Origin of the sequence: Streptococcus sp. sy004 (assembly GCF_007859205.1) — a bacterium.
Lineage (GTDB): Bacteria > Bacillota > Bacilli > Lactobacillales > Streptococcaceae > Streptococcus.
Genome location: NZ_VOHP01000002.1, coordinates 99,611 through 123,544 on the forward strand (window position 1 = coordinate 99,611; position 23,934 = coordinate 123,544).

The 23,934-nt window shown below is 37.9% G+C and carries 25 protein-coding genes and 1 other RNA gene; 18 read left to right on the forward strand and 8 right to left on the reverse strand.

The window, feature by feature from the left end; genetic code table 11:
- Positions 1-75: 75 nt before the first annotated feature.
- The 6 genes from FRX54_RS03235 to FRX54_RS03260 form a co-directional block, all read right to left on the reverse strand.
- Positions 76-675, reverse strand: coding sequence for a hypothetical protein (locus FRX54_RS03235; RefSeq protein ID WP_146461009.1), 600 nt, complete (start codon positions 673-675; stop codon positions 76-78).
- Positions 672-1,754: a cell division protein FtsK gene (locus FRX54_RS03240; protein WP_146461011.1), complete on the reverse strand. Its 1,083-nt coding sequence runs from the start codon at positions 1,752-1,754 to the stop codon at positions 672-674. Before FRX54_RS03240 ends, FRX54_RS03235 begins: the two co-directional genes overlap by 4 nt.
- Positions 1,754-2,068 carry a hypothetical protein gene (locus FRX54_RS03245; RefSeq protein ID WP_146461163.1) on the reverse strand — a complete coding sequence of 105 codons (315 nt, stop codon included), beginning with the start codon at positions 2,066-2,068 and terminating at the stop codon, positions 1,754-1,756. The genes FRX54_RS03240 and FRX54_RS03245 overlap by 1 nt, the downstream gene beginning before the upstream one ends.
- A gap of 163 nt (positions 2,069-2,231) precedes the next feature.
- Entirely contained in the window at positions 2,232-2,663 is a 432-nt protein-coding gene (locus tag FRX54_RS03250) for a sigma-70 family RNA polymerase sigma factor (RefSeq protein WP_146461013.1), read from the reverse strand.
- 583 nt (positions 2,664-3,246) lie between these two features.
- On the reverse strand, positions 3,247-3,729 hold the full coding sequence (tenpIN, locus tag FRX54_RS03255; protein WP_146461014.1) for a type III toxin-antitoxin system TenpIN family toxin: 483 nt from the start codon (positions 3,727-3,729) through the stop codon (positions 3,247-3,249).
- A 223-nt stretch (positions 3,730-3,952) separates the two neighbouring features.
- Positions 3,953-4,852 carry a helix-turn-helix transcriptional regulator gene (locus tag FRX54_RS03260; protein ID WP_186603328.1) on the reverse strand — a complete coding sequence of 300 codons (900 nt, stop codon included), beginning with the start codon at positions 4,850-4,852 and terminating at the stop codon, positions 3,953-3,955.
- A 342-nt stretch (positions 4,853-5,194) separates the two neighbouring features.
- On the opposite strand from FRX54_RS03260, the gene FRX54_RS03265 reads away from it, so the two are divergent.
- The 3 genes from FRX54_RS03265 to FRX54_RS03275 are packed head-to-tail and all read left to right on the forward strand — an operon-like array spanning position 5,195 to position 9,949.
- Positions 5,195-7,585 carry an LPXTG cell wall anchor domain-containing protein gene (locus FRX54_RS03265; RefSeq protein WP_146461019.1) on the forward strand — a complete coding sequence of 797 codons (2,391 nt, stop codon included), beginning with the start codon at positions 5,195-5,197 and terminating at the stop codon, positions 7,583-7,585.
- Positions 7,586-7,587: 2 nt separating this feature from the next.
- Positions 7,588-8,199 (forward strand): viroplasmin family protein, encoded by a 612-nt coding sequence (locus FRX54_RS03270; RefSeq protein WP_146461021.1) that lies wholly within the window; start codon positions 7,588-7,590, stop codon positions 8,197-8,199.
- Positions 8,177-9,949, forward strand: coding sequence for an XRE family transcriptional regulator (locus FRX54_RS03275; protein ID WP_146461023.1), 1,773 nt, complete (start codon positions 8,177-8,179; stop codon positions 9,947-9,949). Before FRX54_RS03270 ends, FRX54_RS03275 begins: the two co-directional genes overlap by 23 nt.
- Before the next feature lie 400 nt (positions 9,950-10,349).
- Here the strand turns inward: FRX54_RS03275 and rpmG are convergent, their stop codons facing one another.
- Together rpmG and rpmF are read right to left on the reverse strand one after the other, a co-directional pair.
- A complete protein-coding gene (gene rpmG, locus FRX54_RS03280) occupies positions 10,350-10,499 on the reverse strand; it encodes a 50S ribosomal protein L33 (RefSeq protein WP_001265622.1) in 150 nt (49 codons plus the stop codon).
- A 16-nt stretch (positions 10,500-10,515) separates the two neighbouring features.
- Complete coding sequence (gene rpmF / locus FRX54_RS03285; RefSeq protein WP_146461024.1) at positions 10,516-10,692, reverse strand: 50S ribosomal protein L32; 177 nt, start codon at positions 10,690-10,692, stop codon at positions 10,516-10,518.
- 246 nt (positions 10,693-10,938) lie between these two features.
- Between rpmF and FRX54_RS03290 the strand changes: the two genes are divergently transcribed.
- The 15 genes from FRX54_RS03290 (at position 10,939) to rlmB (ending at position 23,920) form a co-directional block, all read left to right on the forward strand.
- Complete coding sequence (locus tag FRX54_RS03290; RefSeq protein WP_146461026.1) at positions 10,939-12,393, forward strand: PTS ascorbate transporter subunit IIC; 1,455 nt, start codon at positions 10,939-10,941, stop codon at positions 12,391-12,393.
- A gap of 43 nt (positions 12,394-12,436) precedes the next feature.
- Positions 12,437-12,718, forward strand: coding sequence for a PTS sugar transporter subunit IIB (locus FRX54_RS03295; protein WP_146461028.1), 282 nt, complete (start codon positions 12,437-12,439; stop codon positions 12,716-12,718).
- 59 nt (positions 12,719-12,777) lie between these two features.
- Complete coding sequence (locus FRX54_RS03300) at positions 12,778-13,263, forward strand: PTS sugar transporter subunit IIA (protein WP_146461030.1); 486 nt, start codon at positions 12,778-12,780, stop codon at positions 13,261-13,263.
- Between the two features lie 37 nt (positions 13,264-13,300).
- On the forward strand, positions 13,301-13,966 hold the full coding sequence (locus FRX54_RS03305) for a 3-keto-L-gulonate-6-phosphate decarboxylase UlaD (RefSeq protein ID WP_146461032.1): 666 nt from the start codon (positions 13,301-13,303) through the stop codon (positions 13,964-13,966).
- A gap of 3 nt (positions 13,967-13,969) precedes the next feature.
- Positions 13,970-14,833, forward strand: a complete 864-nt coding sequence (locus tag FRX54_RS03310; RefSeq protein WP_146461033.1) for an L-ribulose-5-phosphate 3-epimerase — start codon at positions 13,970-13,972, stop codon at positions 14,831-14,833.
- Between the two features lies 1 nt (position 14,834).
- Positions 14,835-15,551, forward strand: a complete 717-nt coding sequence (locus tag FRX54_RS03315) for an L-ribulose-5-phosphate 4-epimerase (protein WP_146461035.1) — start codon at positions 14,835-14,837, stop codon at positions 15,549-15,551.
- A gap of 122 nt (positions 15,552-15,673) precedes the next feature.
- Positions 15,674-17,365, forward strand: coding sequence for a transcription antiterminator (locus tag FRX54_RS03320; protein WP_146461037.1), 1,692 nt, complete (start codon positions 15,674-15,676; stop codon positions 17,363-17,365).
- Positions 17,366-17,459: 94 nt separating this feature from the next.
- Positions 17,460-18,551: an L-ascorbate 6-phosphate lactonase gene (gene ulaG / locus FRX54_RS03325; RefSeq protein WP_146461039.1), complete on the forward strand. Its 1,092-nt coding sequence runs from the start codon at positions 17,460-17,462 to the stop codon at positions 18,549-18,551.
- A 112-nt stretch (positions 18,552-18,663) separates the two neighbouring features.
- The gene (gene tkt / locus FRX54_RS03330; RefSeq protein ID WP_146461040.1) at positions 18,664-20,640 is read left to right on the forward strand and encodes a transketolase; all 1,977 of its coding nucleotides are present in this window, start codon (positions 18,664-18,666) and stop codon (positions 20,638-20,640) included.
- Positions 20,641-20,718: 78 nt separating this feature from the next.
- Positions 20,719-20,946: a hypothetical protein gene (locus tag FRX54_RS03335; RefSeq protein ID WP_146461042.1), complete on the forward strand. Its 228-nt coding sequence runs from the start codon at positions 20,719-20,721 to the stop codon at positions 20,944-20,946.
- A gap of 92 nt (positions 20,947-21,038) precedes the next feature.
- Positions 21,039-21,806, forward strand: coding sequence for an MBL fold metallo-hydrolase (locus FRX54_RS03340; protein ID WP_146461044.1), 768 nt, complete (start codon positions 21,039-21,041; stop codon positions 21,804-21,806).
- Positions 21,806-22,285 carry a tRNA adenosine(34) deaminase TadA gene (tadA, locus tag FRX54_RS03345; protein WP_146461045.1) on the forward strand — a complete coding sequence of 160 codons (480 nt, stop codon included), beginning with the start codon at positions 21,806-21,808 and terminating at the stop codon, positions 22,283-22,285. The genes FRX54_RS03340 and tadA overlap by 1 nt, the downstream gene beginning before the upstream one ends.
- 29 nt (positions 22,286-22,314) lie before the next feature.
- Positions 22,315-22,410, forward strand: an RNA gene (gene ffs / locus FRX54_RS03350) — signal recognition particle sRNA small type.
- Between the two features lie 120 nt (positions 22,411-22,530).
- Positions 22,531-23,148, forward strand: a complete 618-nt coding sequence (locus tag FRX54_RS03355; protein WP_146461048.1) for a hypothetical protein — start codon at positions 22,531-22,533, stop codon at positions 23,146-23,148.
- Positions 23,149-23,191: 43 nt separating this feature from the next.
- A complete protein-coding gene (gene rlmB / locus FRX54_RS03360) occupies positions 23,192-23,920 on the forward strand; it encodes a 23S rRNA (guanosine(2251)-2'-O)-methyltransferase RlmB (protein WP_146461051.1) in 729 nt (242 codons plus the stop codon).
- Positions 23,921-23,934 lie beyond the last annotated feature (14 nt).

Below are 23,934 nucleotides of genomic sequence, written 5' to 3' on the forward strand. Positions count from 1 at the left end.
ACCCCCATAACATCCCGAATATAGAACAGTGCTGTTTGGCTTTCACTTCGTGAGCCACAGCACTGTTCTTTATATCTATTTTCGCTTAGTACCGATAAAATACAGATAGTTACCTTGACGCTCAGATTGTGAGAAGTAATAATCAGGTAAACGATTTGAGATTTCATTATGAATCGCAGAGTCTATATTATTAAGAATGTCTAAAGCCTCTTGGGTTTTTGGCACTCTGATTAATAATACAACCTTATCTTCTCGAATATCTACAACAGTTTTTTGAATTGCCTTATTGAATAGCTTAATTTTAGAGTTATAATGTGGTGTTTTTACTTGCCCTACTGTTGTTATGGTTTTAGAGTGATCATGTTTTGTCAAAAATTGCCTCATAGTGATAGTATGCCAAATGGATTTCAGAAGATTTGTTAAACTGTCTTGTTCTATCCGTAAAGATATTTCACGACCAACTAACAATATGAAGATCAAAATTGAGAGAAAAGCAAGGAGAGCACTAACTATATAGATTGTCGTTAGAAATTGAGTTAGAACTGTTAAATAAGTAATGCCTTGCAATAAATCGATACTAATATAAAAAACTATTGAACCTATAGTAAATATTATTCCTAAAATAAATAGTTTTACGCAAATGTTGAATGTTTTTTGATAATAAGTTTTTTTCATAATATGCCTTTCTTTGTATAGTATGTAGGACATAATAGCGGTAATACTTGATAAGGGTGCTCGCTATCAATAATTTGTATCAGACCTGTCCCTTTACCGACTGGAATTACAATCCCTTCTGGGTCTAAATCAGGAAAGAGGAACTGCGTGGTCTTTCGATTTATATTGCCAATCTGTATTACAACGTTAAGTTGCTCTCTGACGGAAATTGGAATAGTAGTATGGTCGAACCGTTGACTGACAAGGAGTAAATGGATTTTAGTACTCCTTCCAAGTAAGGCGATTTCTGATAAGAGGCTGAAAAAGGATTCCTTGATATTCTTATTGACGCCTTCTGACAGGGCAAGCACTTCATCAATAACAATAGTTAGATGTTTAAACTCATGATGTGGATTTTCAAATAGAATTCCTTGACGTTTATGTATGAGATTTAAGCATTGACTCAAACTTTCATTGATTTCGGATAAGAAGTCAGATTTAGAACGATTCTCTACGGGGTGGATAACTCCAATTTTGTGTTCACGTGCCCAACGGCTCGGGGAATCGAACTTAGGGTCAATAATAATTAAGTCAGAGATGTTTTGTAACACACTTAATAAATAAGTAAGAGCGTAGGATTTGCCAGAACCTGAGTTACCAGCAATAGCAAGAGAAGTGACTTTATTATAATCAATTGTAAGGTTTTTCATAATTGGAATTCGATGTTTTGGCAAGTGAGCAGTGTACTTATCCAGATCAGCAATTACTAAACGTTCTGATATTCCTTTTTTCCAAGGAAAAAATAAACCACGTTGAGCATGAATATCATCTGTTTCTAAAGGAATGAAGTAAGCAGTTGTTTGCTTTAATAACGTATATCTAGGATACAGTGAAGCATTAGCAATCAAGAAGATTTTATTGTAAAGTTCATCGTCAATGATATAAGCACAAGGCATCCTTGGTATAAAGATAAATCCATCTTCTCTAATAACAATATTGAAGCTATTAGTATAACTTGTTTCTCCTTGGATTCCCAGAGCCATATTGAGACTCTGGAGCAAATAAGATTGCAAGTGGGTCGTGTCTGTAGTAGAAACCATTATTTAACCTCTTTCAATCCGTCAGCTTTGAAGTAAACATTATAGCTTACTTCACATGCCTGTAAGTTATCAAAACTAACAAGAGAAAGATATTCAGGAAGGTCAGGCTTTTCAAGGAATTTCACTTGAAATGGTGGTAGTCCTTTTTGACCAAACCATGTTTTGTAGGCGACAATTTCACTTGTTGGTCTTCCATCTTCAAATTTTTGTTGGGGTTCAAGCTCGTTACTAAGCAAGTGGATAGGAGCTTGAAGGTCAACATATTGTTCTGCTGTTTGGTTTGAGTATCCGCTTTTGCGGTATTGTGGTCTCATTTTCATAGTTTAAATACCTCGTGTATTATTTATTGTTTGTTTAGTGTAGAGCGACATGCTCGGTTTAATGTCATGAGCTGGACAATAGATTAAGTCATACATTTTTACCTCCTTATCTATCAGGAGAAATAATTAGAGTAATTGGTAATTATTTTTAAATTTTTTAGAAATAATCTTTTAACTCTTGTTTTAAAACATCTAGAGCTTTTTGATAATGGCTCTTAACCGTTTTATGACTCTTGAATCGAGTTTCTTTGGTTAATTGAAGTGTAGAGGTGTTGTAAATAGCGATTTCGATGACAATATGTAAATCATCTATTGACAGTGTTGATAAAGCTCGGCAAATCCGTTCATTTTGTTCTTTTAGAAGTAAATGTTTCAGAGGTTCATGGCGATAATCTGAATACATGTCAATAATATTAGTAGGTCTTCCTAATCGTTCAATAGTTGCATCCAAACTAAGTAAGTGATATTTGCGATCTTGACGTTTAAGATTGTCTAATGGTTGATTAAGTAAGTGTGAGACTGTTTTCCAATCATCATTATTTGCAGCTTCTATTATTTTTTGATGACGGCGTTCTGTTACTTTAGACATACTATGCCTCTTTCTAACAGTTTCTTTATAGGACAAATAGAAACAGTTATGAGCAGTAGTTTTGAACGCCTTGGCATAAAAGTACGCCAAATAAACGGCAAAACCATTTATGCAAGATATGACCGTTATCGTCATATCATCATAATTAGTTTCAATCCGTCCATTTGATGCGCATCATATAGAACTGTGATTATTTTTTATCAAGAATAATTCCTTGATGTTTTCATCATAAAACAGATAAGAAAAGAAGACCATGACCTCTCAGGTCATGGTCTATAAAGCGTATAACTAAACGATTTATAAGCTTTTAGTCAGGTTATAAAAAGTTAAAATCTTTATTTTTACAGTAGAAAAATGACCTCACAGGTCAAAAAATAAGAAAAAAAATTTAATTATTTTTTAAAAAAGAAGTAGATATGTACTTTGACAAGAAAAAACAACCCAGCTTTTGCTAGGTTGTTAGAGGTAGATATGGAGCTAAAAAACAAAGAGTTCAAAAAGTATTCTGACAAGAAAAGAGTTGACTAGTTTTTCATAGTAATAGAAAAAAGACCATTAAGGTCTTTTTTTGTCAGTTTTTGATTTAAAGAATTTGTAATATATCATGGAAATATTTTAAAGTTGAATAAGCATATCTTTTTTGATATTTTTGTTTATTTAATGTGATATGATGCTGATTATGATTGATATAATCATCTAAATATCTTGTCATTTCAGAAATAATACGTTTTGATTGACTCATTGCTTCAATATATTCATCTTTATCGATAAGCACATGGCTTGTACTTAAATATCTAGCTGAATTTTGTATGATTACCATTTTTGAATAATCTAGACCAGAGAGAGAACGACGTGAGCGACTTGTATTTCTAAAATGATAACCATTTCGATGTTTCATCTGACTGCGAAATGGAACACAAATAAAATAATCTTTATACTCAACAACAATACAGTTATAAGTACGATTTCCACTAGGTTTTAGAATTTCAGGAAATCTATTGTGTGGATAATCTTTGTAAAAATCACTTGTTAAAGTATATAGTTCTTGTTCATATTGAAGTGTCAACTTTATTACTCCTTATGTAAAAAATGATAGAGAGGAACTCTCTATCATTAACATCGTTTCGGTCAATTTTTATTTGGTAAAGGAGTCAGAACCGTCACTCCTATCATCGTTTCGGTCAATTTTTATTTGGTAAAGGAGTCAGAACCGTCACTCCTATCATCGTTAACGATGTTTACTATCTTAAGTATAGATTACAAATGATACTTTGTCAAATAAAACTCTCTTATCCATACAATTCTTTTCCGGTATAATTGAGTTCTTGTACTTTTTGATGAAATAAGGCTAATTCTTCTCGGTAATGGGGTTCAAACTGTTGACTTAATGTTAACCACTCGATAATCACCCGAGCTTTTGAAAGTCCTTCTACTTTGTTTTGACGTAATAGATGATAAGTTTCTTCCATCTCAAGACAAATCATTTCATAGGTTTGCTGATATTTAAAAAGATAAGGTTTTGACCTAATTTTTTTAATTAACAAGTCTGCTCGTAAATAATAACCACGTTTAGAAAAATAGCCCACAGTCGCAATCAGGATTCGTTGAGCACTTTTTACTTGTTCAAGTGTACTTTGTTTGGAATAAACCTCAAGAAAGTGTTTAGTCATTCGTTTGACAAACTGGTAAGGACAGGCTTCAATAATACACAAGTAAAAATCTGTTTCAATATGATTCAGTAAGCTAAGGTATTCTCGACTTTCTATCTCATTGATAAAGTGTCTAATTTCTTTTTCATAAGTCTTAAAGTTTTCAACTTGTCCCCTAGCCTTTAAATAAAAGAGTTTTTGTTCCAAGTCATACTGGAAAGGATTGTCTTGTCTAATGTTCTCCATATCAGAACTGACTTTTTTGGCTTGTTGTTGAACTTCAATTGGGCTAATCGCTAACTTTTCCATAGCAATTCTACCTTGATAGAGTCTATCCTGATGATGAATTTGAGCAAAATCCACCCAATCAAGACCAATAGTAATCAAAAGACGTGAGAAGTTCTCTAAGCTAATACTACTTTCTCCTCTTTCAAAGCGTCCTAAAAATTGAGCAGAAACGACTTCTCCAGCGGCAGCTTTGATTGATAAGTCTCTTTTTTCTCTCAACTGACGAAAAACTTTTCCAAAATGATGAGGCATCATTTCCTCCTGTTGTTCTTTTTTTCATCATATCATATTTAAGCCTCAACCAAAAATAGAGACAACCTATAGGTAGCAAAAATCAAAAATCGGGGGGGGGGGGGGGGGTACCCCTTTTAGATGTATTTTGAACCTATATGCACCACCTTTAACAAGGGGTCATGTGCCTATGATAAACTGATGATGTAAGACTTAAGTGAGATAGATCTTTGACAATTGAATAGCTGATAGAGAGGGAGGAGAGTAGGCCAATCTATCAGAAAAAGTAGGCAAAGGTCTAAATCTGACATTAAGTGCTTACGCAAACATTTTTTAAAATCATCATGTTGAAAGGAGTAAAGGATGATCACAAAAAAAACAAAAACAATCCTAGCTGCTGGTACCATCGCAACACTTGGCTTAGCAAGTAATGTAAAAGCCGAAGAAGTAGCAGTACCTACTAGCCAACCAGTCGCTGAAACCCAAACGCAAGAAGCTGTAGTGACTGCTGAGCAGGTCACAGAAGCACAAACGACGGTTGACACCGCAAGCAACCAAGTTATGGTCGCAACAACAGCCGTTGATACCGCTCAAACGGCTGTCGATACGGCTCAAGCTGATAGCACACAAGCCGCTACCAATCTTGAAACGGCGCAAACCCTTCTTGCTCAAGCTGAAGAACAAGCCACTCAAATAGAAACAGCACCAACAGTAGAAGAAACCCTTATGGTTAAGGATTCAGTATCCCTACCACAAGAGGAGTTTTCAAAAGCCCAAGGTGTCACCATCAAAACAGAAGATGAAGAGTACATGGGCGTAACTATCAAAGGTAGTGATGTTGTTGGCGACCCTAACAACTCATGGTCATACTCGGGCGAGGTTGAAGAAGTGGTTGAATTAACCCCCGAACAAGCCAAGTCACTTAAAGAAACTGGTGATTTTGAGTACACCCCAGATATGGAAAAAGTATCTGAGTATATGGCCAAGTACATCAACGAGTTTAACGAAGCGAACGGTATTACGGCAAATGTTGTCGCAGATAGTGACGCCATTCGTGCTGCTCAAGCCCGTGCTGAAGAAAACGCTGAGCGTAATGAAATGACGCATTCATCAAAACTATACGTGAGAAACACAGACAATGATGAAGTCGGTAACTACTGGATGACTGATCGTTCCGGTGAAATTATCACTAAAGATAAAGTGAAGTCTACAGAAAACGCCAGTCAGGGTGTTCTTTTTTTTGAAAAAAATGAAAACGCCTACAGTGACGGATTAGCTGCACATGTTGCTGGTAAAAAGCTTAATCAATTATCTGCAACGGACACATCATACAGTAACATTCGCTCAGACAAAGAATTAGCTAATTATCTATTCCTAGGATGGTTTGCTGATACACGTAATGTTGAATTAAAGTCAAACGAGCGTCGCCAACAACTCATTGATATGACAACTGGTAAGACGGAAAGCAACCCATTCACTCAAGCACGCGCTGTCGGTCACCGCACAGCCATGATGGGTCGTGTGGGTTATGTTGGCGTAGGTCTAGCTAAAAATGCTAACGAAGACCAAACTAATCCAAATGGTATTTACCAAGCTATTATGACCTTCATGTATGATAATACACTAGAGGCTCGCCGTAAGGATGAAGACTTCACAAATAACAAAGTTAATGGTGGTAGTCGCTTTGACGCCAACTTCAACAAATTGTCTTACGCCATGGTTGACAAAAACCTGACAGCAACTACCTACAACATGGATGGTTCTGTTAACTCAACAGCTAAAGTTGACCCAACTTTTGTGCAATACTACAAGGGTAAAGAAGTAGTCGCAGGTCCACGCCGCACTTACCGTTTTGTGGTTAAGTCAGACACTGAAACTCTAAAAGCTGAAACACAGGCAAACCTTACCAAAGCTAAAGCATTAGTTGCTAAAGCTAGTGAGCAAAAAGTCGCAGCAGACGCTAGCCTAACCGCAGCCCTAGCTAGTCTTGAAGCTAAGCGTCAAACCTTAAAAGAAGCCCTTCTTGCGCGTGATGAGGCAGTTAACACCTACAACAAGCTTAAAGGCATCTATGACGCACAAGCCCTGTTAGCTGACAGTAAGGGTGAAGAAGTTGTTGAAACTAAACCAGTTGAATCAGCTAAACCAACTGAAACTAAACCAGTTGAATCAACTAAACCAACTGAAACTAAACCAGTTGAAACACCAGCTAAACCAACTGAAGTAAAACCAGTTGAAGTACCAGCTAAACAAACTGAAACAAAACCAGTTGAAACCCCAGCTAAACCAACTGAAGCAAAACCAGTTGAACCAGCTAAACCAACGGAAACTAAACCAGTTGATGTACCAGCTAAACCAACTGAAACTAAACCAGTTGAAACACCAGCTAAACCAACTGAAGTAAAACCAGTTGAAACCCCAGCTAAGCCAACTGAAGCAAAACCAGTTGAAACAGTGAAACCAACTGAAACTAAACCAGTTGAAGTACCAACTACACCAACGGAAACTAAACCAGTTGAGACATTACGTCATAAACCTATAATGAACTCTTTTGCTCAAAGCAACCCACAAGACTATCAAAAATTAGTCAATAAAGTGAATCAAGCAATGAGTAAGCCAGTAACTGATGATACAAACACAGAAAAACGTTTGCCACAAACAGGAGTAAAAGAAACTAGTTTCCTTGCTCTTATTGGAGTTACACTCCTTGGTCTAGTCGGATTAAAACAAAAGAAAGCACGTTGGGAGGAATAACAATGGCGAAAAATAGATACTACGCAGTAAGAAACGGAAGAAAACCTGGAATCTATACTAGTTGGCCAGAAGCTGAACAAGAAGTGAAAAGCTTCTCTAATGCAGAGTTTAAAGGCTTTCCTACTTTGGAAGAGGCAGAAGCCTACATGTTGCCAAAAGATGCACAAATGATTGACATGACAAGTAAAGAATTAGAAATCTATGTAGATGGTTCTTTTGATTCAGAATCTCAAATCTATGGTAGTGGAATTGTTATCCTAAAAGACGACCAAGTCATTGAAGAATTAGCGATTCCAAGTCAAGACGATAGCTTTGTAGAGAGTTATCAAGTTGCAGGTGAAGTGCTCTCTGTTATTCATGCGCTAACATGGATGAAAGAACAGGGTTATACAAGTGCAGCCATCTATTATGACTATATAGGAATTGAAGAATGGGTAACTGGAGGTTGGAAGGCAGAAAAACCAATTTCCAAATACTACGTTAAACGTTATCAAGAACTTGTAGATGGCTTAGATATTGATTTCATCAAGGTTAAAGCACATTCTGGCGTGACTTATAATGATCGAGCAGATAACTTAGCTAATCAGGCGATTGCATCAAGGAGGTCTCTTTGAAGAGCAACGTCAAGAACTTTTAGCCCGATTTGAAAATGGAAGTGCTCAACCCTTAAAAGAAAATCAAGAACTGAAACGCACGTTAAAAGAAAAGTATCATCAAGCTCTTAGAACTTGTTTAGATGAGTATTCTCTATCAGAAAAATATGTGATTGAAGGAGCAAGCTACGAATCAGTAACTTGCTTGCAATCAACTTTAGAAACAATTACTCTTGATTTGGAAATTGAGTGCTACCTATATAATCGTGAGACGTATCAACCAAATACAGATGCTGCCATGCGACGTTGCCTACTGAAAGTTGTCTTAGATTTGAACGTAAGTCAGCCGATTGAAAAAAGTGAGATTAAATCTGTCTATGAAAAAAGACAAGGTCAGTTTAAACTCGCTTCAGATGAACTGGAGTGGGTAGCAGAGCGATTTGTTAGTCGTTATTTCCCCGAAAACCCAGTAACCCCTCAACCGTTGGATTACATGGCTTTAGTTGATAAAATGAACTTAACGTTAGTTGAAACAGATACACTAGATGTTCTTGGAAAGATTTATATTGTAGATGATCCTGAAACACAATTTAAGGCAGGAACAATCTTAATCAACAAATCTCATTCTCGTCATCAGAAACAAGGTGTTTTGGCAAATACAATTGTGCACGAATGTTTACATTGGCATTTGCACCGTGTAGCTCATAAGGACTTAGAAGTCGCAAGTCATCAAATTGAGGCTGATAGCCATAGCTATATTGAATATCAAGCTAATAGTATTGCAAATAAAGTTCTTTTGCCTAAAACAAGCTTTATCAAAAAGGTTGAAGAAGTCACTGAAGAGCAAAAACAACTCTATCCAGAGGCAGATGAACTGCTTATAATGAAGAAAGTCATTAATCAATTGAAAGACTTTTTTGGAGTCTCTCGACAAGCAGTTAAAATTCGTTTGACACACTTAGGTTATGAGTTGGCTAGAGGAGTTTATGAGTGGGTAGATTCAGCCTATGTACCAGCTCATAGTTGGAAATCAGGTTTTCTAAATGCTAAGCAAACGTTTTGCATTAGTGAAAAAGAATTGGAAAAACTAAAGCAAGAAAACCCTAAATTACGTCAAGCCTTAGAATATGGAGCCTTGGTTTATGTTGAATCTCATCTTTGTAAAAATCACCCTGACTATTTAAGAATAAAGGCACAAAAGGGTGACTTTAAAATGGTATTGACTGACTATGCCAGAAAGCACATGGATGAAGCTTGTATAGTTCTCACTAAAAATTATGCTCAGACTGAAATAGCTATTGAGATGATGACTTCATTAAATCGTCCAGCTTTGCTAGAAAAAGTTATTATCAAAAATGTAAATTTAGATAGTTTACAACTAAAGGATTACGAAGAAGTGGGTCAGTTATTGCAAAAGATGCCATATCAACTTGGTGAGGCACTTAAATATTTGATGAAAGAATTCGATGTTAAAAATGAAGAACTAGCGGCTGATATAGGTGTGGCTACTGAGACCATCTCTAAGATTAGAAATGATAAGATGAAACCTACTATAGAAATGGTGGTTGCTATTTGTATTGGTCTTTCTCTTCCATACCGGTTTAGTGAGCGCTTATTACAATCAGCGTTTCATAGTTTATGGATGGGTAATCCATTACATTTATTGTATGAGGAATTTTTGCGTATAGCAACATCACCAAATGTAACGGTTGAATCTTGTAATCGATTATTAAAAAATAATGGTCGTTCTCCTCTTACCGAAGGTATTTGATTAAAGAAACAATTCACTTAATTAGGAATATGTTTTTAAGTGATATTAAAACCCTTAACTAGATAGTTAAGGGTTTTTTATATGTTAAAATGTGACTTTAATTGTTCATATAGATGGATATTCAAGTCAAAATTTGATTTGTCTAAATTCAATTTATTTTAGTAAAATAACTAATGTATAGAGGGATAATCTAATTATAAAAGTAGAAATTAAAACAAGCTCTAGTAATTACTAGAGCTTGTTTTCTTTTATATATCCGAATGTCTAAATTTATTTCACAAAAAATGTAGTCAAAAATGTAGTCATTCGATTGATTTTTATTGAAATACAGTGAAATTTGAAATTTCAAGAATCCCTTTAAATCAAGGTTTTTACCGTCCTATTGACGTGTACTGACCCATTACTTAACTTCTGTAAATACAACGTGTTTGCGAAGTTTTGGTGAGTATTTTTTCAATTGAAGACGATCTGGTGTGTTACGCTTGTTCTTAGAAGTAAGGTACAAACGCTCACCTGATTCTTTATGTTCAAGAGTGATATTAACGCGCATGATAACTCCCTTCTAATTAGTTAGCGTTTTTAGCAACTTTACGTCCTTTGTAATATCCTTTAAGAGATACACGGTGAGAACGTGAATAGTCACCAGTTGTTTGATCGAATGCTACGTTAGGAGCAGCCAATTTATAGTGAGTACGACGTTTGTTTTTCTTAGCTTTTGACGTACGACGTGCAGGAACAGCCATGATAGACTCCTTTCAAAGATTAAAATATATTAGACTATCTTAGTCAACTTTTACTATGATAACATAATCTTTTTGTAAAGTAAAGTCCCTTGACAGCTTTTTTTAATTTTTTTCTAAAAGATTGAGAAACTATTCACTCACTATCTTTGAACACTTGCTTGTGTACTTCTTGGTCTTTTTGTTTACGCTTACAAAAGATATAATAGGACTGTAAATAAGAAAAATAAAAAGAAAAGGAGTTTTAAAATGGAAGTCATTTTTAACCTATTAAACTGGTTCTCGCAAAATATTTTGCAGAATCCAGCGTTCTTTGTCGGTTTGCTCGTTCTAGTCGGTTACCTACTTTTGAAAAAACCGTTGCATGATGTTTATGCAGGATTTGTTAAAGCAACAGTTGGTTACCTTATTCTGAACGTTGGTGCAGGAGGATTGGTTACTACATTCCGTCCAATCTTGGCAGCCCTAAACTATAAATTTAAGATTGGTGCGGCAGTTATTGACCCTTACTTTGGTTTGACTGCGGCAAATACTAAAATTGCTGAGCAATTCCCAGACTTCGTTGGTGCGGCAACAACAGCTCTTTTGATTGGTTTTGGGGTTAACATTCTTTTAGTTGCTTTGCGTAAATTGACTAAAGTTAGAACCCTTTTCATTACTGGTCATATCATGGTACAACAAGCAGCAACCGTTTCTTTGATTGTTTTGTTACTTGTGCCACAACTTCGTAGTAGTGCAGGTGTTATCGCTATCGGTGTGATTTGTGGTCTTTATTGGGCAGTCAGCTCAAATATGACTGTTGAAGCAACACAACGCTTGACAGGTGGTGGTGGTTTTGCCATCGGTCACCAACAACAATTTGCAATTTGGTTTGTTGATAAAGTTGCTCCAAAACTTGGTAAAAAAGAAGACAACTTGGATAATCTTAAATTACCAACTTTCTTGAACATCTTCCATGATACAGTAGTTGCCTCAGCAACATTGATGTTAATCTTCTTCGGAGTGATCTTAACTATCTTGGGTCCAGATGTAATGTCTAATGCAGAAGTCATCACATCAGGTACACCATTTAACCCAGCGAAACAATCATTCTTCATGTATGTTATCCAAACAGCATTTACTTTCTCAGTGTATCTCTTTGTCTTGATGCAAGGGGTTCGCATGTTCGTTGGTGAGTTGACTAATGCCTTCCAAGGTATCTCATCTAAATTACTTCCAGGTTCATTCCCAGCGGTTGACGTTGCAGCATCTTATGGTTTTGGTTCACCAAACGCAGTTCTTTCAGGATTTGCAGTTGGTTTGATTGGTCAATTGATCACAATCGTTCTCTTGATTGTCTTCAAAAACCCAGTATTGATCATCACAGGTTTCGTTCCAGTATTCTTTGATAATGCGGCAATCGCAGTTTACGCAGACAAGCGTGGAGGTTGGAAAGCAGCAGTTATTCTATCATTTATCTCTGGTGTGCTTCAAGTAGCTCTTGGTGCAGTTGCAGTAGGCCTACTTGACTTGGCAGCATACGGTGGTTATCACGGAAATATCGACTTTGAATTCCCATGGTTGCCATTTGCATACCTATTCAAATATCTTGGCTTGGCTGGTTATGTATTGGTTTGTGTATTCTTATTGGTTATCCCACAACTTCAATTTGCCAAAGCGAAAGATAAAGAAGCTTACTATCGTGGTGAAGCTCAAGGCGAATAATTTAATAAACGATTAGAAATTGATTTGACAGGAGGAAAATACAATGGTTAAAGTTCTTACAGCATGTGGTAATGGTATGGGATCATCAATGGTGATCAAAATGAAAGTAGAAAATGCTCTTCGTGGTCTAGGCGTAACTAACTTTGAGTCTGCATCATGTTCAGTTGGTGAAGCTAAAGGATTAGCTGGTGGTTATGATATTATCGTCGCTTCAAATCACCTCATTAGCGAGTTAGAAGGTCGCACCAATGGTAAATTGATTGGTCTTGACAATTTGATGGATGATAATGAAATCAAAACAAAATTGGAAGCAGCATTGAAATAATAGAGATGGCGGGGGCTTTCATGAAACGAAAGCCCCTCTGTTAATGGGAGGAAATACTTATGAACTTGAAAAAATCATTCACTGAAAATAATTCGATTCGTCTTGGTTTGACAGCTACAACTTGGCAAGAGGCTGTTAAGTTGGCAGTTAACCCTTTGATTGAGAGTGGTGCTGTTACAGAAACCTACTATGAAAATATCATTGCGTCAACAGAAGAGCATGGCCCTTATTATATCCTAATGCCAGGTATGGCAATGCCACATGCTCAGGCAGGTGAAGGTGTTAATCGTGATTCATTCTCTTTGATTACCTTGACAGAGCCAGTAACCTTCTCAGACGGTAAGGAAGTATCAGTCCTTCTCACACTTGCTGCAACATCAGCAGCGATTCACACATCCGTAGCGATTCCACAAATCATTGCTCTTTTTGAATTGGAAAATTCAATCGAGCGTCTAGTGGCATGCCAAAGTCCTGAAGAAGTGCTAGCTATGGTTGAAGAATCAAAAAATAGCCCATATCTTGAAGGTCTTGACTTGGATAGCTAAGATAGGCTTGTTGAATAAATAGAAAAGAGGAGAAAAAATGACAAAACATATTCCAAATTTACAAGTTGCCCTTGACCACTCTGACTTGAAAGGTGCTGTTAAGGCTGCCGTTGCAGTTGGTACAGAAGTTGATATTATTGAGGCAGGAACAGTTTGCTTACTTCAAGTGGGAAGTGAGTTGGTAGAAGTTCTTCGCAATCTGTTTCCAGATAAGATTATTGTGGCAGATACCAAGTGTGCAGACGCTGGTGGCACGATTGCTAAAAACAATGCCGTGCGTGGTGCTGACTGGATGACGTGTATCTGTTCAGCAACCATTCCAACCATGTCAGCAGCCCTTAAAGCCATCCAAGAAGTAAATGGCGATAAGGGAGAAATTCAAATTGAGTTGTATGGTGACTGGACTTATGAACAAGCTCAATTATGGTTGGATGCAGGCATTTCTCAAGCCATTTACCATCAATCTCGTGACGCCCTTCTTGCCGGTGAAACTTGGGGTGAAAAAGACCTTAACAAAGTTAAGAAATTGATTGACATGGGCTTCCGTGTATCAGTTACAGGTGGTCTTGATGTGGATACCTTGAAATTGTTTGAAGGTGTTGATGTTTATACCTTTATCGCTGGTCGTGGTATTACCGAAGCAGAAAATCCTGCACAAGCAGCTCGTGAATTCAAGGATGAAATCCGTCGTATTTGGGGGTAGGCCATGAAACGTCCAATTGGTATTTATGAAAAAGCAACGCCAAAACAGTTTACTTGGTTAGAGCGTTTGAATTTTGCTAAAGAACTCGGTTTTGATTTTGTTGAAATGTCTGTGGATGAATCAGACGATCGTTTGGCTCGCCTAAATTGGAGTAAAGAAGAGCGTTTGGAAGTTGTTAAGGCCATTTATGAAACAGGCGTGCGTATTCCAACCATCTGTTTCTCAGGTCATCGTCGTTACCCACTAGGTTCAAACGATCCAGAACTGGAAGCCAAATCACTGGAAACTATGAAACAATGTATTGAGTTGGCTCAAGATTTGGGTGTTCGTACCATTCAGTTGGCTGGTTATGACGTTTACTACGAAAAAAAATCGCCAGAAACCAGAGCACGTTTCTTGAAAAACCTACGCTTGGCGTGTGACTGGGCTGAAGCAGCTCAAGTTATGCTAGCCATCGAGATTATGGATGATCCATTTATTAACTCGATTGAAAAGTACCTAGCCATTGAAAAAGAAATTGATTCGCCATATCTCTTTGTTTACCCAGATACTGGAAATGTGTCTGCTTGGCATAATGATATTTATAGTGAATTTTTACTTGGTCATCGTTCAATTGCAGCCCTTCATCTAAAAGACACTTATGCTGTCACAGAAAGCTCTAAGGGGCAATTCCGTGATGTGCCGTTTGGTCAAGGTTGCGTTGATTGGGAAAATATGTTTGCCGTTTTGAAAGAAACCAATTATAATGGCCCATTCTTGATTGAAATGTGGTCTGAAAATTGTGAAACAGTGGAAGAAACGCGTGCAGCAATTAAAGAAGCACAAGAGTTTCTATACCCATTGATTGAGAAAGCGGGGTTATTCTAATATGCCAAAATCATTAGCAGAAATGCGTCAACGTGTTTATGAAGCCAATGTTTCCCTACCAGAACATGGTCTAGTGAAGTTTACTTGGGGTAATGTTTCTGAAGTTTGCCGTGAACTTGGTCGTATTGTGATCAAACCTTCTGGTGTGGATTATGACAAACTCAGCCCAGAAAATATGGTAGTCACTGACTTGGATGGTAATGTGGTTGAGGGTGACTTGAATCCATCGTCTGACCTGGCGACCCATGTTGCTCTCTATAAGGCTTGGCCAGAAATTGGAGCAGTGGTTCACACGCACTCAACAGAAGCAGTGGGCTGGGCACAAGCAGGTCGTGATATTCCTTTTTATGGGACAACTCATGCGGATTACTTCTACGGACCTGTTCCATGTGCACGTTCGTTAACGGCTGATGAAGTTAATTCAGCCTATGAAAAAGAAACAGGTGCAGTGATTGTTGAAACCTTTGCAGAGCGTGGCATTGACCCAGTTGCCGTACCAGGTATTGTGGTGCGTAATCATGGCCCATTTACCTGGGGGAAAGATCCTGCACAAGCAGTATATCATTCAGTCGTGCTAGAAGAAGTGGCACGCATGAATCGCTACACTGAACAAATCAATCCACAAGTGGAACCAGCTCCGCAATATATCATGGATAAGCATTATCTGCGTAAACATGGTCCTAATGCTTATTATGGGCAAAAAGGAGATGCACATTAAAAAAATGAAAAGTCTAGTGTAATCGACTAGGCTTTTTTGTGGATTTGCTAAGTGATGGTCCTTAGCGTTATAAAATTTAGTATCTATGCTATAATGGAGATGAAAGAGAAAGGAAATCACTTATGATTTTATTGGATAAAAGTAGTTGCGATTTATTACGCTACCTCATTCAGCTTGATCATCCAGAAACGGTTATGGCCATTAGTCGTGCGATGGAGCAGTCACGGCGAAAGATTTATTATCACTTAGAAAAAATCAATGACGCCTTGCCAGAAACGGTTAATCCGCTTGTCAGTCAACCTCGGATTGGCTTGTTATTGGATGCCAATCAAAAGAAAGCTTGTCAAAAACTTTTGGATGAGGTGGCGGCAGATAGTTATATCATGAGTATTGACGAACGTATTCAGTTGATGCTAGTTTATATTGCCGTGTCTCCAGCTCGTGTCACCATTGAAAAATTGATGGAATTAACCGATGTGTCACGCAATACAGTTCTTAATGACCTCAATGACATTCGCTATCGTCTGTCACAAGAGCAGTATAAGGTTAACCTTTATGCCAACAAATCGCAAGGCTATTTTCTTCAATGTCACCCAATCAATAAAATCCAATATGTTCATTCCTTTCTTTATGATATTTTTAATGAAGCCAGTGATAGCTTTATCAATATTTTACGAGAAAAATTAGCTTTGATTTTTGGTCAAGAAGAGCTTTTGTCCGATCAAGTGCAAGATTTTCTATTGATAGAACTGAGCCAGAGAGAACATGAATTGGGTAAAAAAATCAACCGTTCAGAAGTCAAGATGATGTTACGCATTTTGCCTTATCTACTCTTGTCTTATCACAATATGGATTTGACCACAGAAGATATGGCAGATATTGAACAAAAATTTTCTCCTGTCTATGAGAGAATTGAGTATCAAGTGGCTAAGGCCCTAAGCCAGTCCATTTGGGAGCGAATAGGTATTGCTTTAGATGATGTTGATACTTGCCTGATAGCAGTTTTACTATTATCTTATCGAAAGGATAAGGATACCCATATTAGCAGCAAGGATTTCTTGGAAATGACCAAGACCTTAACTACCTTCATTGAAGCCTTTGAAGAAGCTTGTGGTACAATTATTTTGAATCAAGAAGATTTAAATAAACGTTTGTTGACGCATGTTAAGTCTCTCATTTTTCGTAAACAATATGGTATTTTATCTAAAAATCCGCTCACCAAACACATCAAAGAAAAATATCAACAAGTTTTTCAAGCAGTGAAAAAAGTATCTGCCATTTTAGAAGAAGCCTGGCAACTTGAATTGAATGATGATGATTTGGCTTACCTTACCATTCATTTTGGTGGGTATATCAACCATTTTCAACTAACGTCTGGTCCAGTCTTACCCAAGCAAGTTTATATCATTTGTGACGACGGGGTTGCCATGCAAAAATTGCTCCTAAAACAGTGTCAAGATTACTTACCAGTCAATAGTATTCAGGCGATTTTTACTAGCGAGCAATTCAAAAGTGTTGAAGATTTATTGGTGGCAGATGTTTTGATTTCAACCAGTGATGCTTTTGAAACACAGTTTCCTTTAATTCAAGTACATCCTATTTTATCGCCTGAGGACGTTAGAAAACTTCAACAATTTTCTCGCCAACATGATTTTAGTCATCGCTTGCCTTATTTTGAAGAACAAATCAATCAATTATTACTCCCCCATTTATCTCAATCAGACCAAGCTCAAAACCTAAGTCAAGCCATTTGTCGTTTGTTTGAAGATCAAGTTTTAGCAAGTCATTTTCAAGGTGTGACAAGTGAACACTGACTTGTGTAAGACTTGGTCTTTTTCTTTTTCTTGTCATTTACTATAATAAAAAAGTAAAGAAACTTATTTATTATTGTTTTGAGGAGGAACACAAATGGCTAATGTAAAAGATATTACAAGAGAATCTTGGATTTTAAGCACTTTCCCAGAATGGGGCACATGGTTAAATGAAGAAATTGAAGAAGAAGTTGTCCCAGCAGATAATTTTGCGATGTGGTGGCTAGGAAACTGTGGAGTTTGGGTGAAAACACCAGGTGGCGCTAACTTAGTTATGGATTTATGGTCAGCTCGTGGCAAATCAACTAAAAAAGTAAAAGACATGGTTCGTGGTCACCAAATGGCTAATATGGCAGGTGTGCGTAAATTGCAACCAAACCTCCGTGTGCAACCAATGGTTATTGATCCATTTGCTATTAACGAGTTGGATTACTATTTGGTTTCTCATTTCCATAGTGATCATATTGATATCAATACAGCAGCGGCAATTATCAACAATCCAAAACTTGATCATGTTAAATTTGTTGGTCCTTACGAATGTGGTGAGATTTGGAAAAAATGGGGTGTTCCAGAAGATCGTATCATCGTTGTGAAACCAGGTGATAGCTTCGAGTTTAAAGATGTCAAAGTTCATGCCGTTGAATCATTTGACCGTACTTGCTTGGTAACTCTACCAGTAGAAGGTGCAGAAGAAGCTGGTGGTGAATTGAGTGGACTTGCTGTTACTGATGAAGAAATGGCCCGTAAGGCAGTTAACTATGTCTTTGAAACACCAGGTGGAACAATCTACCATGGAGCAGACTCTCACTTCTCTAATTACTTTGCTAAACATGGTAAAGACTTTGAGATTGACGTTGCCCTAAATAACTACGGTGAAAACCCAATCGGTATCCAAGACAAGATGACTTCTGTTGACCTTCTTCGTATGGCAGAAAATCTTCGTGCTAAAGTAATTATCCCAGTTCACTATGACATCTGGTCAAACTTTATGGCGTCAACCGATGAAATCTTAGAATTGTGGAAAATGCGTAAAGAACGTTTACAATACAAATTCCATCCATTTATTTGGGAAGTTGGTGGTAAATACACTTATCCACAAGATAAAGATATTATCGAATACCATCACCCACGCGGATTTGATGATTGCTTCGAACAAGATTCTAATATCCAATTCAAAGCTTTACTATAATCAATTGGTTTGAAAACCATATCCGCCTATCCTTGCGATAAGCGGATATTTTTGTTAATATTAAAATGTAAGAGCTTACCAAGTTGTAGCTTAAAATAGAAAGGAATTTTACATGTCTAACTTATCAGTTAATGCCATCCGCTTTTTAGGAGTTGATGCGATTGAAAAATCAAAATCAGGTCACCCAGGTGTTGTCATGGGGGCAGCTCCAATGGCTTATAGTCTTTATACTAAGCATTTACGTGTCACACCAAATCAACCAGATTGGGCTAACCGTGATCGCTTTGTCCTATCAGCAGGTCATGGATCAATGTTGCTTTATGCCCTCTTGCACCTATCAGGTTATCAAGACGTTAGTATGGAAGAAATTAAAAACTTCCGTCAATGGAATTCAAAAACACCTGGTCATCCAGAATTTGGTCATACCCAAGGTGTGGATGCCACAACAGGACCATTGGGTCAAGGTATTGCAACAGCTGTCGGTATGGCTCAAGCTGAGCGTTTCCTTGCTGCAAAATATAATAAAGAAGGTTACCCAATCTTTGACCACTACACTTATGTTATCTGTGGTGACGGAGATTTGATGGAGGGGGTATCAGCAGAAGCAGCTTCTTATGCTGGTAAACAAAACCTTGACAAGTTGGTTGTCCTTTATGATTCAAATGACATCTGTTTGGATGGAGAAACAAAAGATGCCTTTTCTGAAAATATCCGTGCTCGCTATGAGGCTTATGGCTGGCATACAAGTTTAGTTGAAGATGGCAATGATTTGGCAGCTATTTCAAAAGCCCTTGAAGAAGCTAAGGCAACTAAAAAACCAAGCTTGATTGAAGTAAAAACCGTTATCGGTTTTGGTTCACCAAACAAACAAGGAACGAACGGTGTCCATGGTGCCCCACTTGGTGAAGAAGAAACAAAAGCAACTCGTCAAGCTCTTGGATGGGATTATGCCCCATTTGAAGTTCCAGCAGAAGTTTATGCTGATTTCAAAGAACAAGTGGCAGATCGTGGTCAAGCAGCCTATGACACTTGGGAAAAATTAGTCAACGACTATAAAATAGCTTATCCAGAAATGGCAGCTGAGTTAACAGCCGTTTTAGCTAACGAACCAGTTGCTGAATTGACAGGAAAAGACTTCCCAGCTTATGAAGATGGTTTTTCACAAGCAACGCGTAATTCATCACAAGATGCCATCAATGCCGTAGCTAAGGTCTTGCCAAACTTCCTTGGTGGTTCAGCAGACTTGGCTCACTCTAACATGACTTACATCAAAGAAGATGGTTTGCAAGATGCTCAAAATCCACTTAACCGTAATATCCAATTTGGTGTGCGTGAGTTTGCTATGGGGACTGTCCTAAACGGTATGGCACTTCATGGCGGTGTTCGTGTCTTTGGTGGAACATTCTTCGTCTTTTCAGACTATGTTAAGGCAGCAATGCGTCTATCAGCCCTTCAAGGTTTACCAGTAACTTATGTCTTTACTCATGATTCGATTGCCGTTGGTGAAGATGGGCCAACTCACGAGCCAATCGAACATTTAGCAGCCCTTCGTGCTTTGCCAAACTTGACTGTTCTTCGTCCAGCAGATGCGCGTGAAACACAAGCGGCTTGGCATTATGCTTTAACCAGTAAGACCACACCAACTGCCCTTGTTTTAACACGTCAAAATCTAGAAGTTGAAGCAGGCAGTCAATTCAATGAAGTAGCTAAGGGTGCTTATGTAACTTATGAAACATCGAGTGATTTTGATACCATTCTTTTGGCATCTGGTTCAGAAGTTAACCTAGCTGTTAAAGTGGCTAAGGAACTTGAAAAATCAGGTACTAAGGTTCGTGTGGTTTCAGTACCATCAACTGACTTGTTCGACCAACAATCAGCAGAATACAAAGAAAGTATCTTGCCAAGTCAAGTGCGTCGTCGTGTTGCGATTGAGATGGCAGCAAGCCAAAGCTGGTATAAATATGTTGGCTTAGATGGAGCAGTTCTTGGTATTGATCAATTTGGTGCGTCAGCTCCAGCTAATAAAGTGATCGAAGAATATGGCTTCACTGTGGAAAAAGTTGTTGAACTTGTTAATAACTTGAAATAAGAGACAAATAGAAGAAATCATTGATTTCTTCTATTTTTTATCTACTTTTACGAAATAATAAAGTAGGAGGAACTCATCATGAAACAAGTAGAACAAGAGATTAAAGAGTTAACAGAAGTCAGCAAGGCATCAACTAATGTTTCAGCAGACTTGATTGCTAAGTTATGGTTTTCTCTAGCAACAACTTTGTTGTTAATTTTTGCATGTTTATCCAATTTAACGCTAACCAGTGTATCTGGTATTTTGGTTTTGTTACTCATCTTGTGTCTATTTGTTCTTGGTTTTATTTTTCTTCAATTATCTTAATCATCACCTTGAAATCTGTAATAAAAGATTTCAAGGTCTTTTTGTCAAGCTATGATATAATGGTAGAAAAAGTGACGAAGGGAAATGTCTAAATGAAATTACAAACTTTGGGTTGTTGGGGTGGTTATCCTTATCAAGATGCTGGAACAACCAGTTATTTGTTGACCAGTCAAGATGGGTTTAATCTGCTAATTGATGCAGGTAGTCGAGCTGTGACAGAGTTGGAAAAAATTCTTAATCCCTTAGATCTAGATGCGGTGATTATTAGTCACTATCATCCAGACCATATTGCAGACTTGGGTGTCTTGGGTCATTATCGTTTGCTTCATCCCCAAACCTCTCCGACCTTGTTGGTCTATGGTCATGATGAGGATGAACATGAATTTGCCAAGTTAAACATGGGAACAGCCTTAAAAGGACAAGCCTATCAAGTTGATCGTGTCAATCAGATAGGCCCTTTTGAAATCAGTTTCATCAAGACGGTACATCCGGTGGTTTGTTATGCTATGTGTATTCGTGAAGTTGCAACTAATCAAGTCTTAGTTTTTACTGGTGACACAGGCTATTTTGAAGGCTTAGCAGAATTTACCAAAGATGCCGATTTGTTTTTGGCAGATGTGTATTTCTTTGAAGGTCGCGAAAATCACCCAGCTCATTTGACTAGTAAGGAAGCGGGGCAGATTGCCAAACAAGCTCAAGTGAAACGCTTAGTCTTGACCCATCTTCCTCAGTTTGCAGAAGAAGGCATTGATTCAGACAATCACTTAGAAGTCTTGCGTCAGCAAGCTCAGACCTATGCCGGACAGATTCCAGTGGACTTGGCTCAACCCAAACGTTCTTGGGAATTTGGAGAATTGTAATGACGTATTCGCAAGCTGAAAAAGAATACTTCATGACCCAAGCTCTGCTTGAAGCTGAAAAATCTCTTGCTAAAAATGAAATTCCTATTGGTTGTGTAATTGTGAAGGACGGTCAAATTATCGGACGTGGTCACAATGCTCGTGAAGAGCTAGGACAGGCCATTATGCACGCTGAAATCATGGCCATTCAAGAAGCTAACCAAACTCTTGGAAATTGGCGTTTGTTGGATTGTACACTCTTTGTGACCATTGAACCTTGTATCATGTGCAGTGGAGCTATTGGTTTAGCTCGTCTGCCTGAAGTGGTTTATGGTGCAGCCAATCAAAAATTTGGAGCGGCGGGTAGTCTTTATGATATTTTGTCTGATAGCCGACTCAATCATCGTGTAGAAGTTGAATCAGGTCTAATGGCAGAAGCCTGTGCAGAGATCATGCAAACCTTTTTCCGCCAAAGACGACTTGAAAAAAAGCAAGGCTAGTTCTTGCCAAATAGCTCTCTTATTGATATAATAAGAAATGGAGCAACAACTGTGCGTGAAGCGGGTCAGGGGAGGAATCCAGCAGCCCTAAGCGATGTCGGTTGTGTGCTCTTTTTATTGTCTATGGATAAACAAGCCAGTTAGTCGATTACCTATGATGTTTTGTCTATCAAAGTTTTTCTAATTTTTAATGGTGAGATATGGTACAATAGATATAGTGAATGCGTTAACAGAGAGGGGTTTCAATGAGAAAATTTTTACAAACCAGTTTATACGAGATTTCTTTTTATGTGGAGATTGTTATTTCTATTATCTTGGTCTTGGTTTTAATGTCCTTGACCATGCGTCTGTTGGTTGGAGCAGTGGATCTTTGGACAGCAACTCAAACTATTGAAGATTATTTACAAACCTTTCTGACCCAAGCCATGACGATAGCAGTCGGTGTGGAGTTAATTAAAATGCTTTGTAAACACACGTCTGGCACGATTGTCGAAGTCTTGCTCTTTGCCGTTGCTAGACAGATTGTGGTATCTCATGGGACGGCACTTGATACGCTTTTAGGGGTTATTGCGATTGGTGCTCTTTTTGCCACGAGAAAATACCTCTTTACTAGTTTTGATGATTCCAATAATATCATCTTGCGTGGTAGCCAAAAGGTACAGATTGCTGGAATTTTGGCGCGGGTAAAGTTACCCAATAAAAAAGGGGAATTGTTACGTGATTTTATGGAACGCCATTTGGAAGAAGAGGATAAAAGTGTTGCAGTAGGCTCAACCATTTACATTAAAGATGTGGCCTTACGAGTTGACAGCATGCGTGGCGATCAGATTACTCGTGTAGAAATTATCAAATCATTATATTAGTTAAATAAGGGGTAAGCCCCTTTTTTTGTGGTATAATAAAGTCATGACAAATGAAGATATCATCTATGGCGTACATGCCGTTATTGAAAGTTTAGAAGCTGATTTAGGCAATAAACTTTATGTGCAAGAAGATTTGCGTGGAAAAAATGTCGATAAAATCAAATCCTTGGCTCGAGATAAAAAAGTTTCGATTTCTTGGACATCTAAAAAAGAGTTAAACGACATGACTCAAGGAGCAGTTCACCAAGGCTTTGTGCTTCGCGTGGCAGCTTTTCCTTATGCGTCGTTGGAAACCATTCTAGCCAAGTCAGAAGAAACAGACAATCCATTGATTCTCATCTTGGATGGCTTGACCGATCCCCATAATTTTGGTTCAATTTTACGAACAGCAGATGCGACCAATGTGACTGGTGTCATCATTCCCAAACATCGTGCCGTTGGTGTGACACCTGTAGTGGCTAAAACCTCAACAGGAGCAGTTGCCCACGTTCCTATTACCCGTGTGACCAATCTCAGTCGCACGATTGAGCAGCTCAAAGCACAAGGGTTTTGGATTTTTGGGACAGACATGTCAGGCACGCCGAGTCATCAATGGAATACTTCTGGCAAACTGGCTCTGATTATTGGTAATGAAGGTCGCGGTATGTCAGTCAATCTTAAAAAACAAGTAGATGAAATGATTACCATTCCCATGAAAGGCCATGTTCAAAGCTTGAATGCTAGTGTTGCGGCAGCCCTACTTATGTACGAAGTCTTTCGTAATCGTTTCTAGTTGAGAATAACAGA